Annotated in this window: 10 protein-coding genes and 9 tRNA genes; 14 read left to right on the top strand and 5 right to left on the bottom strand. The window is 51.1% G+C overall.

Annotated elements, in window-relative coordinates; all coding sequences use genetic code 11:
* Positions 1–393 precede the first annotated feature (393 nt).
* Positions 394–1,623 carry an Nramp family divalent metal transporter gene (locus tag BS639_RS12380; RefSeq protein ID WP_084983214.1) on the bottom strand — a complete coding sequence of 410 codons (1,230 nt, stop codon included), beginning with the start codon at positions 1,621–1,623 and terminating at the stop codon, positions 394–396.
* A 404-nt stretch (positions 1,624–2,027) separates the two neighbouring features.
* Between BS639_RS12380 and BS639_RS12385 the strand changes: the two genes are divergently transcribed.
* Positions 2,028–3,215, top strand: coding sequence for a NupC/NupG family nucleoside CNT transporter (locus tag BS639_RS12385; protein ID WP_055779430.1), 1,188 nt, complete (start codon positions 2,028–2,030; stop codon positions 3,213–3,215).
* Between the two features lie 132 nt (positions 3,216–3,347).
* Here the strand turns inward: BS639_RS12385 and BS639_RS12390 are convergent.
* From BS639_RS12390 to BS639_RS12400, 3 genes are all read right to left on the bottom strand, one after another.
* Positions 3,348–3,423, bottom strand: a tRNA-Ala gene (locus tag BS639_RS12390).
* Positions 3,424–3,500: 77 nt separating this feature from the next.
* Positions 3,501–3,576, bottom strand: a tRNA-Ala gene (locus BS639_RS12395).
* A gap of 77 nt (positions 3,577–3,653) precedes the next feature.
* Positions 3,654–3,729 (bottom strand) — tRNA-Ala (locus BS639_RS12400).
* A 361-nt stretch (positions 3,730–4,090) separates the two neighbouring features.
* On the opposite strand from BS639_RS12400, the gene BS639_RS12405 reads away from it, so the two are divergent.
* Positions 4,091–4,888: a formate/nitrite transporter family protein gene (locus BS639_RS12405; protein WP_084983215.1), complete on the top strand. Its 798-nt coding sequence runs from the start codon at positions 4,091–4,093 to the stop codon at positions 4,886–4,888.
* A 101-nt stretch (positions 4,889–4,989) separates the two neighbouring features.
* On the opposite strand, the gene gltX is transcribed toward BS639_RS12405, so the two are convergent.
* Complete coding sequence (gltX, locus tag BS639_RS12410; protein ID WP_055779437.1) at positions 4,990–6,405, bottom strand: glutamate--tRNA ligase; 1,416 nt, start codon at positions 6,403–6,405, stop codon at positions 4,990–4,992.
* Positions 6,406–6,810: 405 nt separating this feature from the next.
* Here gltX and BS639_RS12415 point away from each other — a divergent pair.
* The 12 genes from BS639_RS12415 to BS639_RS12470 all read left to right on the top strand — a co-directional run bounded on the left by BS639_RS12415 (position 6,811) and on the right by BS639_RS12470 (position 14,171).
* Positions 6,811–6,886: transfer RNA gene (locus BS639_RS12415), tRNA-Val, on the top strand.
* Positions 6,887–6,927: 41 nt separating this feature from the next.
* Positions 6,928–7,003: transfer RNA gene (locus tag BS639_RS12420), tRNA-Val, on the top strand.
* A 41-nt stretch (positions 7,004–7,044) separates the two neighbouring features.
* Positions 7,045–7,120 (top strand) — tRNA-Val (locus BS639_RS12425).
* Positions 7,121–7,161: 41 nt separating this feature from the next.
* A tRNA-Val gene (locus BS639_RS12430) sits at positions 7,162–7,237 on the top strand.
* Between the two features lie 41 nt (positions 7,238–7,278).
* Positions 7,279–7,354 (top strand) — tRNA-Val (locus tag BS639_RS12435).
* 40 nt (positions 7,355–7,394) lie between these two features.
* A tRNA-Lys gene (locus tag BS639_RS12440) sits at positions 7,395–7,470 on the top strand.
* Between the two features lie 731 nt (positions 7,471–8,201).
* Positions 8,202–8,975 carry a glutamine amidotransferase gene (locus BS639_RS12445; RefSeq protein ID WP_084983216.1) on the top strand — a complete coding sequence of 258 codons (774 nt, stop codon included), beginning with the start codon at positions 8,202–8,204 and terminating at the stop codon, positions 8,973–8,975.
* An 18-nt stretch (positions 8,976–8,993) separates the two neighbouring features.
* Positions 8,994–9,767 (top strand): ATP-binding cassette domain-containing protein, encoded by a 774-nt coding sequence (locus BS639_RS12450; protein WP_084983217.1) that lies wholly within the window; start codon positions 8,994–8,996, stop codon positions 9,765–9,767.
* Between the two features lie 34 nt (positions 9,768–9,801).
* Positions 9,802–10,806 (top strand): autoinducer 2 ABC transporter substrate-binding protein, encoded by a 1,005-nt coding sequence (locus BS639_RS12455; protein ID WP_082457362.1) that lies wholly within the window; start codon positions 9,802–9,804, stop codon positions 10,804–10,806.
* 52 nt (positions 10,807–10,858) lie between these two features.
* Positions 10,859–11,872: an ABC transporter permease gene (locus tag BS639_RS12460; protein WP_233427664.1), complete on the top strand. Its 1,014-nt coding sequence runs from the start codon at positions 10,859–10,861 to the stop codon at positions 11,870–11,872.
* The gene (locus BS639_RS12465; protein WP_173882091.1) at positions 11,869–12,858 is read left to right on the top strand and encodes an ABC transporter permease; all 990 of its coding nucleotides are present in this window, start codon (positions 11,869–11,871) and stop codon (positions 12,856–12,858) included. The genes BS639_RS12460 and BS639_RS12465 overlap by 4 nt, the downstream gene beginning before the upstream one ends.
* Positions 12,858–14,171 (top strand): M20 family metallopeptidase, encoded by a 1,314-nt coding sequence (locus BS639_RS12470; RefSeq protein WP_055773815.1) that lies wholly within the window; start codon positions 12,858–12,860, stop codon positions 14,169–14,171. Before BS639_RS12465 ends, BS639_RS12470 begins: the two co-directional genes overlap by 1 nt.
* The last annotated feature ends 227 nt before the right edge of the window (positions 14,172–14,398 follow it).

The following is a 14,398-nucleotide window of genomic DNA, read 5'->3' on the forward strand; positions in this document are numbered from 1 at the left end:
TTTTGATATTTATTAGAAAGATAATTATCAACAATCTCACTTGGGAAGTTACTGATAATTAACATCTCATCCATATCCCTCTTATTCATCACACCATAGACATAACTTATTTCACCATATTTAACAATCGTCTTTCTAAAGACATCTTGATGTGAGCATTTTTCTCAGAATTTGAATAAAAACATTTACTCATTGATGTCCTAATCCTTTTTAATAGCGAAATTGAGTTCCAACATCTTAAAAGCACTAAAAAAGGATGTCAATGTGAGGATAACGTTTACCCACAGACCAGCTCCGCTGTTTTTACCATAAAAAACAGGTTTCATATTCACTTTAATGCAAAAAAAGACACTTCACAGTGCCCTCTTTTTTAATTCGTTTAACTCCCAATCTTTATTTCAGCATACCGATCAGCAGATAACCGTTCAGGGCTATGACGATCGCCACGATAACGCGTCCGGCCAACTGCATGGCCTTTGAGTTGACCATATCGCCCATCAGCTCGCGATTGCCGGTAAATGCCAGCAGCGGCAGCAAGGCAAGTGCAATACCAAAGCTCAGCAATACCTGACTCATCACCAGTATTTTTGTGGCGTCCATTCCAAGCAGAATAACGATAAACGATGGCGCCATTGTCACCGCGCGACGTACCCACAGAGGAATATAAAACTTCACAAATCCCTGCATCACCACCTGCCCCGCCAGTGTACCCACCACGGTAGATGAAAGTCCCGCCGCCACCAGGCTCAGTCCAAACGTCGTTGCTGCCGCGTGTCCTAATAAAGGTGTTAGGGTTAGATAGGCGTCTTCAAGCTCGCTAATCCCTTTATGTCCGCTGAAGTGAAACGCCGCCGCCGCCGTTGCCATCATCGCCAAATTAACGAAACCTGCAATCGTCATGGCAATCGCCACGTCGAGCTTGGTCGCTGAATAGCGCTGCTCCTTCGAGGACTTACTTGAGCGCTGCGTAAGAGAAGAGTGCAGATAAATCACGTGCGGCATAATCGTGGCCCCAAGCACGCCGGCGGCAAGATATACGGCGTTGCTGTCCGGAAGACTTGGGGTCAGCATGCCTTTACCCAGCTCAAGCATTTTAGGCTGTGAGAAGAAAAGTTCGACAATATAGGCCGCCGCGACAAACAGCAGCAGGCCGCCAATCACCAGTTCCAGTGGTTTTTGGCCGCGCTTTTGCAAGCCGAGTATTATAAAGGTCGCAATACCGGTCAGCACGGCGCCCTGTAGCAGGGAAACACCCAGAAGAAGTTTGAAGCCAATGGCAGCACCGATGAACTCGGCCAAATCCGTTGCCATTGCAATAATTTCGGCCTGAACCCAGTAGGCCCAGACGGCAGGACGGGGAAAACGGTCACGAATGTGTTCGGCCAGATTCTTGCCGGTGGCAATGCCTAATTTTGCAGACATAAGCTGAATGAGCATTGCCATCACGTTTGCCCAGACCACCACCCACAGCAATTGATAGCCGTAAGAGGCACCTGCCTGAATATTGGTCGCAAAGTTACCTGGATCGATGTAGCCGATGGCGGCAATGAAAGCAGGCCCCATTAAAGAAAGCTTTATCTTCCGCGAAGAACGGCTGGAGGACTCGGCTCGGCTATTCAACATATCAGTTAACCCTTACATTTATTGCGCGTATCGACATCATAAACAATTGAGAATGATTATCAAGCGCATTTGGATAGATCTTGGTTATTTCTCTGATAGGGAACAAGCAGCTAAGTAAAACAGACAGGTTTTATGCGTTAGACGCTAAAAGAACCAATGATGACTCGCTTTCCTAATGCAGACTTTTTAGAATACTCGGGACGTACTACGGCCTTTATTAAAACTAGCACAATAAATCCAACTATGCGTCGTTTTCTTAACATCTTCACTTTTCGTGTTATGTTGCTGGAAATGTTGCTTTTTATCAGCTTAATTCCTATATTTGCAATAGATATCACATTTTTTATGTACGTGTTACATAAAATGTCCGTCGAAATATTGCCTGCCTCAAATTTGGAGCACACATGTCCCGAATACTGCACTTTGTATTAGCATTAGCCGTTGTCGCAGTACTGGCCTTACTGGTGAGTCGTGACCGTAAAAACATTCGTTTACGTTTCGTCGTTCAGTTATTGGTCATTGAAGTCTTATTAGCCTATTTCTTCCTTAACTCAGAAATTGGATTGGGTTTCGTAAAAGGTTTCTCAGACTTATTTGAAAAGCTTTTGAAATTCGCAGCAGAAGGGACTGGTTTCGTATTTGGAGGCATGAACGAAAAAGGATTAGCGTTCTTCTTCCTCAATGTATTGTGCCCAATCGTGTTTATCTCTGCACTGATTGGTATTCTGCAACATGTCCGCATTCTGCCGGTGGTTATCCGCATAATCGGTACTGTTTTGTCTAAAATCAATGGCATGGGGAAACTGGAATCCTTTAACGCTGTGAGTTCACTGATCCTTGGTCAGTCAGAAAACTTTATCGCGTATAAAGATATTCTGGGCAAAATGTCTGAAAAACGCATGTACACCATGGCCGCAACGGCAATGTCGACAGTTTCCATGTCGATTGTTGGTGCTTACATGACCATGCTGGAACCTAAGTTTGTTGTTGCTGCGCTGGTTCTGAATATGTTCAGTACCTTCATCGTTCTCTCACTGATCAACCCTTATAAGGTTGAGGGTGAAGAAGACCTGCAAATGACAAACGCTCACGCAGGACAGAGCTTCTTTGAAATGCTGGGTGAATACATCCTGGCCGGTTTCAAAGTAGCAATTATCGTTGCAGCCATGCTGATCGGCTTTATTGCGCTGATCTCTTGTCTGAACGCCCTGTTTGATACCGTGTTTGGCATCAGCTTCCAGGGCGTGCTTGGTTACGTCTTCTACCCGTTCGCTTGGGTGATGGGCGTTCCAAGCCACGAAGCGCTTCAGGTTGGCAGCATTATGGCGACCAAGCTGGTTTCCAACGAGTTTGTTGCGATGCTTGATTTGCAGAAAGTCGCTCACGACCTGTCACCGCGCGGCGTAGGTATTCTGTCGGTGTTCCTGGTGTCGTTCGCCAACTTCTCCTCGATTGGTATCGTTGCCGGTGCAATCAAGGGTTTGAACGAGCAACAGGGTAACGTCGTCTCTCGCTTCGGCTTGAAACTGCTGTACGGTTCAACGCTGGTGAGCGTGCTTTCTGCGTCTATCGCCGGTCTGGTATTGGCATAACGTTATCGGCACAGGCTTTATGAAAAGGCGCTTCGGCGCCTTTTTTTATCGGCGCAAAACGGGGGACGGAATAAACTTTTGGACAATAAAAAGCAGAAAAGCAAAAACCCGCCGAAGCGGGTTCTTTAAATTTGGTGGAGATAAGCGGGATCGAACCGCTGACCTCTTGCATGCCATGCAAGCGCTCTCCCAGCTGAGCTATACCCCCACGGGTGTTCCGATTTACTGTCTTATGCTTACATCTTGGGAAGATGATAAGCGACCAACCTGCTCTGAGAAGAAGATTGGTGGAGATAAGCGGGATCGAACCGCTGACCTCTTGCATGCCATGCAAGCGCTCTCCCAGCTGAGCTATACCCCCACGGGTGTTCCGATTTACTGTCTTATGCTTACATCTTGGGAAGATGATAAGCGACCAACCTGCTCTGAGAAGAAGATTGGTGGAGATAAGCGGGATCGAACCGCTGACCTCTTGCATGCCATGCAAGCGCTCTCCCAGCTGAGCTATACCCCCGTTCCAGACACATTAAATCTTGTGAACGGGGCGCATAATATGAAACCCCGCCTAGCCTGTCAACGGCTAAATTTGATTATGTAATCAAGCGCTGAAAAAGACGCCAAATACTGGCTACCAAAGCGATTTTTCATTCATCTTGAACAAAAGATGCGCACTTTGGCAGGTCTCGTCAATTCCTTTTAGCAGGATAATCTCCGGCCACTTAATTGATCCTGTTAACCATTTCCCTCACAAAGCTTACTGCCTTCATTAACGAACTGTTAACGAAGCGCCTAAAGCATCTTGTTCTCAGAGAATTCTCATAATAAACTTCAATCGCTTTATAACAACTATCAATCACTATTCGAGCCTACTACTCATGTCCCTGTATTCACCTAAAGAGATAGCTTCACTCGCCGTTGCGGCGGGTGTGAGCAAAAGTCGTTCGTCCGTTGCCAATTTACTTATCCTTGGTTTTCTTGCCGGTGCCTTTATTGCAATAGGGTTCCTGCTTGACCTGCATGTAGTAGGGACACTGCCTGCAGCCTGGGGTTCATTTGGCGGCCTGTTGGGCGCGGCAGTATTCCCAGTCGGCCTTATCCTCACTGTATTGGCGGGCGGCGAACTGCTGACGGGTAATATGATGACCCTGCCAATGGCCTGGTTTGCTCGTCAAATCAGCCTGTTCGCCGTCGTACGTAACTGGTTCTGGGTCACTATTGCCAACCTTATCGGCAGCATCGCCGTGGCCTACTTCTTCGGCCACATTTTGGGCATGACCGAAGGCGTATTTTTGGCAAAAACCGTCGCCACTGCACAGGGGAAAGTTAACGCTGACTTTATGCATTCGTTCATTTCCGGCGTAGGCTGTAACTGGCTGGTCTGTCTGGCAGTGTGGCTGGCTTTCGCGAGTAAAGAGATGGGTGGCAAGGTCATCGGCATGTGGTTCCCCGTTATGGCGTTTGTCGCCATCGGTTTCCAGCACGTTGTGGCCAACATGTTTATCATTCCGGCGGCCATTTTCGCCGGTGCCCTGAGCTGGTCACAGTACTTCCCTAACTTTGTTGCGGTATTCCTGGGCAATGCGGTGGGCGGTGCAGGATTTGTAGGCTTGATGTACTTTATGGCTTACCGTCCAACGGCGGCCTCTGCCGAGTCGACTTCTCAGTCTCGCTAAGCGCTTTTGAAGATTGATTAAAAAAGGCCAGTTGGATGATTCCACTGGCCTTTTGTCTATCTGGCGTTTAAGGCCAGATGAGGTGTTACAAAGAGCAGGACTTAAGCCTGAGCTTCTCGCTCGGCGATGTAAGCCAACGCCTTGTCGATGCGAGAAAGTGTACGGCTCTGACCGATAGCGTGCACGGTAACGTCCATGCCCGGAGACATGCCTGCGCCGGTAACCGCAACGCGCAGTGGCATACCCACTTTGCCCATGCCCACACCCAACTCGTCTGCGGTGCCCTGAATCGCGTTATGCACGTTTTCAGGCGTCCAGGCAGCGATGGCCGCAAGATTTGCACGCACAGCTTCCAGAGGCTGGCGAGCCACGGGACGCAGATGCTTTTTGGCCGCGGCTTCATCAAACTCGCTGAAATCCTGATAGAAGTAGTGGCAAGATTCAGCCATCTCTTTCAGGGTCTTGCAGCGCTCACCCAGCAGTTTAACCAGGTCAGCAAGTTCAGGGCCGTTGCGGGTCTCGATGCCCTGCTGTTCGATGTGCCACTGCAAATGTGTCGCAACGTATTCTGGCGGCAGGGAGTTGATATAATGGTGGTTAAGCCACTGTAGCTTTTCAGTGTTGAAGGCGCTGGCAGACTTGCTGACGTTGTCGAGGCTGAACATCGCTTTCATTTCGTCAACGCTGAATATTTCCTGATCACCATGTGACCATCCCAAACGCACCAGGTAGTTAAGCAGCGCTTCTGGCAGATAGCCGTCGTCGCGATACTGCATAACGCCCACTGCGCCGTGACGCTTGGACAGTTTTTTACCATCATCACCCAAAATCATTGAGACGTGAGCGTAAACCGGCACTGGCGCGCCAAGCGCTTTAAGAATGTTAATCTGACGCGGCGTGTTGTTGATGTGGTCTTCACCACGAATAACGTGGGTGATTTCCATATCCCAGTCATCGATAACGACGCAGAAGTTATACGTTGGGGCTCCATCGGTGCGACGAATAATCAGATCATCGAGCTCAAGATTGCTGAATTCAATCGGGCCACGGATTTGGTCGTCAAAAATAACGGAACCTTCCTGCGGATTGCGAAAACGCACTACGCATGGCTCATCGTCGGCATGATGCTCATGGCTATCGCGGCAGCGTCCGTCGTAGCGAGGCTTTTCATTATTCGCCATTTGCTCTTCACGCAGGGCCTCGAGACGCTCTTTGGAACAGTAACACTTGTAGGCAGTGCCATTTTCCAGCATCTGATCGATAACGGCGTTGTAGCGGTCAAAGCGTTTGGTCTGGAAGTACGGACCTTCATCCCAATCAAGATTCAGCCAGTTCATGCCATCCATGATCGCATCGATTGCCGCCTGGGTTGAGCGCTCCAGATCGGTATCTTCTATACGTAACACAAACTCTCCGCCCAGATTGCGGGCATAAAGCCAAGAGTAAAGTGCTGTACGAGCGCCGCCAACGTGCAAATAGCCGGTTGGGCTGGGAGCAAAACGGGTTTTGATTTTCATCGGGAAAGCAGCCTTAACTATGTTTCAAATAGATGTCGCGTTAAAACGTGACACTCATAATACGATACTTAACGTAAATAGAAGTGCGGCAAGGCTGCTGCAGCTTCAAATACGCAGGGTATAAAGTGGGCTCATTCTACCACCCTGCACTGGATCCTCAACGTTGATAGGTGGAAAGATAGTAATATCCTTCCATATTAGTTGGGGATAGCGGGAAGTGAATGCAACCGGCAGCAGGTAAATTTCTGTGATAAACGGCTTTTTCAGGTCGTTGATGAATAAAGAATAGACCGGATTGCATAATTTTTTGGCGTCTTGTCTAGTTTTACGCCGAACAGTCATTTTTGTTTTTAAAAACCGTTGACTCAATTCGAACTATCCCTATAATGCGACTCCATCACGACGGGGCGATTAGCTCAGTTGGTAGAGCATCTCCTTTACACGGAGGGGGTCGGCGGTTCGAACCCGTCATCGCCCACCACTCATTACGAGTGACCGCGTTGTGATAAGCCATCTTATGATGGGCGATTAGCTCAGTTGGTAGAGCATCTCCTTTACACGGAGGGGGTCGGCGGTTCGAACCCGTCATCGCCCACCACTCATTACGAGTGACCGCGTTGTGATAAGCCATCTTATGATGGGCGATTAGCTCAGTTGGTAGAGCATCTCCTTTACACGGAGGGGGTCGGCGGTTCGAACCCGTCATCGCCCACCACTCATTACGAGTGACCGCGTTGTGATAAGCCATCTTATGATGGGCGATTAGCTCAGTTGGTAGAGCATCTCCTTTACACGGAGGGGGTCGGCGGTTCGAACCCGTCATCGCCCACCACTCATTACGAGTGACCGCGTTGTGATAAGCCATCTTATGATGGGCGATTAGCTCAGTTGGTAGAGCATCTCCTTTACACGGAGGGGGTCGGCGGTTCGAACCCGTCATCGCCCACCACTTCTGATAAGCAGTGAAGCAGTAAAAACCACTAAACAGTGGGCCGTTAGCTCAGTTGGTAGAGCAGTTGACTTTTAATCAATTGGTCGCAGGTTCGAATCCCGCACGGCCCACCAATTAGTAAGAAAAAAGCGCCTAACGGGCGTTTTTTGCGTTTCAGGGGCACTGAAAGTTTTGCTTGCTCAAAACCCACAAATTCCGCACCACCCACGCCTAAATTCAGCATTAAAGCTAAACTCGCCAGTCTTCAGATCCAAAACCACATCCAAACTTTTTGCCTCTCCTGCTTTTCACTGAATTTATGCTTTAGCCCCTTCCCCCGCTCTTTTCAGCGGGGGAAGGCGGGGATGGGGGAACCAATGACTGATTACTATCAATGTTATCTCAGTTCGTGAAACGCCATTTCCCCCTCCCTAACCCTCCCCCTAAGAGGGAGGGGATATGTCGTGCACAGCCGCAAAATATAACGCCAGTCTTCAGATCCAAACCCATACATCCGAACTTTATGCCTCTCCTCCATTTCACTGGAATTAGGGTTTAGCACTGACCTACATTCAGATAAAAACTAAGTCGCGCGTAGATCAAAACCGCCCCTCCCATAAGTAAATCCTTTCAACAAAAACCGCTTTTCGTGACCCACCATACATTTGGCTTATATTTCACCAAACAGCTTAAATAATCACCAATAAACCGCTTTACTAAACCGGTTTACTTTGATATCAAACTGTAATGAGGCGTAAAGATGCGGATGGATCCCTTCTCAGATCAGGATAAAAACCACGTAAATAAAACATCCCTATTTTCAATCCCAGAGGCGAAAAAAATGCCTCGGTCAGGAGAAAGCAGTATGAGCAAACGCGTATTGTTGTTAGGTGAAAGCTGGGTGAGTTCGGCCACCCATTACAAAGGATTTGATCAGTTTGGCAGTGTGACTTTTCATCTCGGCGCTGAACCGTTAGTAAAAGCGCTGGAAAATACTGAATTTGAGCTGACTTATATGGCGGCTCACGAGGTGGTCGAAAAGCTGCCGTTTGATATGGAAGGCCTCAAAGCCTATGACGCGATTATCTTATCCGATATCGGTGCCAACTCTCTGCTGCTGCCCCCTGCGGTTTGGATGCACAGCAAACCGATGCCCAATCGCCTGAAGCTTTTGCGCCAATGGACCGCAGAAGGCGGCGGCCTGATGATGATTGGCGGCTATTTCTCTTTCCAGGGAATCGACGGCAAAGCGCGCTGGCGCAATACGCCGGTTGAAGATGCACTGCCGGTCACCTGCCTGCCGTATGACGACCGCCTTGAGATCCCCGAAGGGTTTTCGGCAAAAATCACCGCCCCGCAGGATCACCCTATTCTCAACGGCATTACCGGCCAGTGGCCACTGCTGCTCGGCGCTAACGAAGTATTGCTTAAAGAAGGTGCTGAAGTGCTCGCCACGCTGCCTGACGACGAGGGCGGTCACCCGCTGCTGGTGAGCGGCACCTACGGCGAAGGCCGTTCGTTAGTTTGGACTTCCGATATTGGCCCACACTGGGTACCCGGTGAGTTCATCCAATGGCCCGGCTACGACCAGCTGTGGAAAAACTGCCTGAGCTGGCTCACTCGGCTTGAAGACGCCTGATAACTGAGGGGATTGCGCATGAGTCAGCCCTACGTTCAGGCCAAACATATTACCAAACGCTTTGGCGCCCTGACTGCACTTAACGACATTAATATTGATATCTATGCCGGGGAAGTGTTGGCGTTGCTCGGTGATAATGGTGCCGGGAAATCCACGTTCACCAAAGTGCTGGCCGGTGCCTATCCGGCGACGGAGGGCCAACTGCTGGTTGCGGGGAAACCCGCAGTATTTTCCTCACCGAAAGAGGCGGCAGACAGCGGTATTGCGACCATTTTTCAAGAGCTTGCACTGTCTGAAAATCTGACGATTGCCGAAAATGTGTTTCTTGGCCGTGAGCTTAAACGCCACTTTCTGGGCATTCCTTTTTTACGGCAGCAGGCAATGCAAACCCGCGTTGCAGAGTTGCTGCACGAACTTGAAGCGCATATCACCGATCCTCAAGCGCCGGTCGGCAGCCTTTCTGGCGGTCAACGTCAGGCGGTCGCAATTTGCCGCGCGCTGAACCTCAATGCTCGCCTAGTGATTATGGATGAGCCCACGGCAGCGCTCGCGGTGGCAGAAACGCGCAAAGTATTGTCTCTGACCCGCAAGCTGGCAGAACGAGGCTGTGCAGTCGTATTGATAAGTCACAATATTTCTGACGTCTTTGAAGTTGCCGACCGCATGGTGGTATTCCGCCGTGGCCGAAAAATCGCCGAACGACGTCGTTTGGATACCACCCCCGAAGAAATTGTTTCGTTAATCACGGGCGCCCATCCCGACGCGCGGGCGTTCGATGCTGTCACTGTTTAGCCGCGTTTATCCCTTTACCCATGGTGGAACCGTTATGTTAAAGACTTCACTGATAGCAAAAACGCTCACGGCAACGTTGGTCGCTTCGGCGCTGATGGCAACGATCACCGCAAGTGCCTGGGGTGCTGGCAAACCCAAAGTCGCGTTTGTACCGCAGATAGTCGGTATTCCTTACTTCAAGGCGATGCAAGACGGCGGCGAACGTGCGGCGAAACAGTTTGGCGTGGATTTTATCTATTCCGGCCCGGTTGATACCAACCCGATGGACCAGTTACAAATTGTGCAAAATCTGATTGCTCAGGGCGTGAATGCGATTTCCGTTAGCGTGCTCGACGCTTCAAGCATTGCGCCGGTAGTGGCTCAGGCCAAAGCTAAAAATATCAAACTGTTCACCAGCGACAGTGATGCACCAGACAGCGGCCGTGCCGTGTATGTTGCCCAAGCCACGGACGAGGGACTCGGCGACACTATTATCGATCAAATGGTCGACCGTGTCGGTGACCACGCCACCATCGGCATTGTTTCAGGTGAAGCAACCGCCTCTAACCTCAATGCCTGGATAAGCTTTATGCAAAAACGGGTGAAAGAAAAATATCCAAATGTCACCCTGTTGAAACCCCAGTTCGCCGGCGGCACCGCCAGTCGTGCGGCACAAATATCCACTGACCTGATGTCCTCACATCCGGATCTTAAAGGCATTATTGCCGTCGCTTCAACCACCTGTCCGGGCGTGGCGCAGGCCATCGAAACGGCTGACAAAATTGGCAAAGTGATAGGCGCCGGATACTGTAGCCCTAACACCGCGCGTTCATATCTTAAAAGCGGATCCTTTGGCTACTCCGTGCTGTGGGATCCAGAAAAACTCGGTTATTTAACCGTTTGGGCTGGTAAGCAGCTGATTGACGGTAAAAGTTTCAGCGCCGAAAACCACGTTCCTGGACTGGATCAGTCGGTCAAATATGATGCAAAAACTGGCGTGCTGCTACTGGGTTCCCCGGCGGTCTTTACCGCCAAAAACGTCGATCAGTTCCATTTCTGATCCCCGTTTAACGCTGACCGATTCAGTTTAATTCAACGGAGAGCACAACGCTGTGGCAAACCTATTGAGCCTTAAATCGATAATTTCGTTATCCGGGCGCGAGATAACGCTGGCCGCAGTGTGCATTCTGGCCATGGTCATTTTCACACTGGCGTCGCCCTATTTCGCCACGGTGGATAATTTAACCACTGTGATGCGAAACAGCGTAGAGCTGCTGTTGATAGGCCTTGGAATGACGCTGCTGTTAGCCATGGGCGGCGTCGATGTTTCAGTCGGCGTCGTCATGGGTCTGGCGGCCATTGGCGTCGGACAACTGCTAAATACTCCGTTTAATCCAACGCTGACGGCACTGGCGGGTCCGGTTATCGGCATTATTGCCGGATTGATTACCGCCTGTGTGGTAGTACTGGGCAGGATCCCGCCGATTGTCGGCACGCTTGGCTTATACGGCGTCTACCGCACAGCGGTGTTTGCCCTGCTGGGCGGCCAGTGGCTTTCAGGCCTGCCCTCAACGCTGACCCACCAACTCGGTAAACACCTGCTGGGGCTGCCGGTAACCGCGTGGGTCATTATTCTAGCCTATCTGCTGGTGTGGATTGCATTGCGCCGCACGCCGTTCGGCCCGCATCTTTTGGCGATTGGCCACTCGCCCGACAAGGCACGATTGTCCGGTATCGCCGTCGTTCGCGTCAGATTTGCCACCTTTATCATCAGCGGGGCGCTGTGCGGTTTAGCCGCCACCTTCTATGTTGCCACCTATCGCAACGTAGAAATGACCATCGGTAGCACGCTAGCGCTGGAGGCTATCGCCGCCGTGGTGCTGGGGGGAACCGGCATTATGGGCGGGCACTGTAGCCTGCTCGGCACGGTGCTTGGCGTTTTCCTGCTGCGTATTTTGCAAAACGGCCTGTTGCTGATTGGCGTACCTTCTCTCTGGCAGACGGTGGTGACCGGTGCGCTGCTGCTGTTGGTGTTAATTGCGGAGGTTGCCACGGGACGGCTTAAATATCACTCGTGGTTCAGACGGCCTAAAAGTGTGTCAGGGCTTGGGGGGCATTCATCATGAAGTCTGCGGTAAATTTCGGCCTGACGCGCTGGTGTCAGAAAAATTTGGTGTTGAGCATTCTGGCCGCGCTGTGGCTGGTGCTGGCGCTGGTTATCCTCGTGGCCCAGCCCTCTATTCTCTCCAGCGCGACGTTGAGCAGTATTCTACAGTTCGCCACCCTGCTGGCGTTGGTCTCTCTCGGTCAGGCGCTGGTGGTGCTGTGCGGCGGAGCGGGTATCGATCTTTCCGTCGGCGGCAATGTCTCACTTTCGGCGATCGTCGGCATTATGAGCCTGCAGGCTGGACTTCCTCCCGTGCTGCTGCCGGTGGTTTGCCTGCTGTGCGGCGGCTTGCTCGGTGCGCTAAACGGCATTCTGGTCGCCAGGCTGCGTATTTATCCGCTCATCGTCACGCTGGGAACCTTTTATCTTTACTCCGGGCTGGCGCTTTGTTTAACCGACGGTTCTGCGCAGTCAGGCGTGCCCGCTTGGGCCTTGCCTTGGGGGCGCGGCATGTTTGGCGATATTCCTCTGCCATTTTTGACCTTGGTTATCCCCGCGTTTGTGATTGTCGCTGTCATTCTTTCATTCACTAGTTGGGGTCGCTGGATTTACGCCATGGGGTTTAATGAAAACTCTGCGCGACTGGTTGGAATTCCGGTCGATAAAGTGCGCATCCTGCTTTACAGCCTGTGTGGTCTGCTGGCAGGCGCTGCAGGATTTGTTTCCCTCTCATGGCTCGGCAGCGGCAGGCCCGATGCCGGCGTCAATCTTGAACTTGAATCCCTGACCGCCGCACTGCTGGGCGGCGTGGCAATCTTTGGTGGCAAAGGTGGTGTTAGCGGTGTTTTCGCCGCCGTGCTGCTGCTGGTCGCCTTGAAAACCAGCATGTTGCAGTTTGGAATCAACAGCGTATGGCAGGTTGGCGTAGTTGGCCTGTTACTGATTGCCGTACTGCTGGCCGATCGTCTTTCATCCCGCGTATCGCAAACTAACGGAGCCCGATAATGCGCCTTTCAGAGAAAATTTCTGCTCATATTGAAGCGAATCAACAGCGCATCGTCGATACGCTGTGCGACATTTTGTCTTTCCCGTCGATTGTGCTGGTTGACCCTACTCAGGCAGGGCCAGGCGAGCGCGACTGCCAGCTCTATTTGCAAAAACGCCTTGAAAAACTGGGCATGACCACTGACCTGTGGGATCCGGATGGTCCGGCGCTGTATGAAAAATACAAAGGCAGGCCGGGCGCTAACAAAGGCAGAACCTTTGAAGGCAGGCCGAATCTGGGTGGCACCTTAAAAGGCACCGGCGGCGGTAAGTCAATCATGCTTACTGGGCATATCGATGTCGTTCCGCCCGGCGCACGTGCACATTGGAACACCGACCCTTTCCTGCCACAGGTTATTGATCAACAAGTATTTGGCCGCGGTGCGGTTGACATGAAAGGCGGCGTCGCCTGCATGCTGATGGCAGTAGAGTTTTTGCAAGAACTGGGCATCGAACATGCCGGAGACATCGTGTTTACCACCGTTGTTGACGAAGAAATTGGCGGCATGGGCTCGCTGGCCATGGTTGACCGTGGATTTAAGGCCGATGCCGGTATCATGACCGAACCCAGTGCTAATCGGATTGCCCCTCTTTGCCACGGAATATTGTGGGGCAAAATTCTGGTCAACGGCGTGGGAGGTCATGCTGAACTGATGCCTAACTCATGGGACAGTACTGGGCCGGTGGATGCGGTACAGCTTTGCCGCCAAATTATGGACGGCATTGACATCATCAACCGCCGCTGGCAGTTTGACCCGAAGAAAAATCATCCCCTGATGGAGTTGCCGAATCAAATTCTGGTCACTCAGTTAAAGGTGGGTGAACATCCGTCATCGACGGCGGGCTATGGCGAAATCATCATTGATGTGCAGTATCTGCCGTCTGAAAAAGACTCGTTTGGGCTTGGTGGTCACGTGAAGCGTGAGGTAGAAGAGCACCTGGCAAACATCTGCCTTGCCGACCCTTACCTTCGCCAGCATCCCGCCAAAATAGAGTGGATCCTGGACGCAGATTGTGCAGAAATCCCTGCCGATCATCCGTTTGTGCAAACCTTTCAGCAGGCCGTGATTGAGGCCCGTCTTTCTCCAGCACTGTCTGGTTTTGGTGCGCACAGCGATATTGGTTTACCTACCGGTTTAGGGAACACGCCAACGGTAAACTTTGGTCCCGGCGATCCGGCGCAGTCACACCAGCCGAACGAGCGTGTCCCGGTCATTGACCTGGTGAACTGCACCAAGGCCATCGCACTCGCCATCGAGAAATGGTGTAAATAGTTGGCTTAAAACGGAGGTTTGATGTCATTTAAGATGTGAGGATAAAGGTAAATGCAGATACGGGCATAGTTGCAATCTATGACGATCGTTTAGTCGGCCGTGACTATGACCCGATTCTGCTGGCACGCAATGCGTCTCAACTGCCCGTTTAAAACGTTACAGATATCATTTGAGACTTAAAAAGGGCTGACACTGTTTTACTCTGCACGCTCTACTATACAGTTTCA

It is taken from the genome of Rouxiella silvae (genome assembly GCF_002093625.1).
GTDB lineage: Bacteria > Pseudomonadota > Gammaproteobacteria > Enterobacterales > Enterobacteriaceae > Rouxiella > Rouxiella silvae.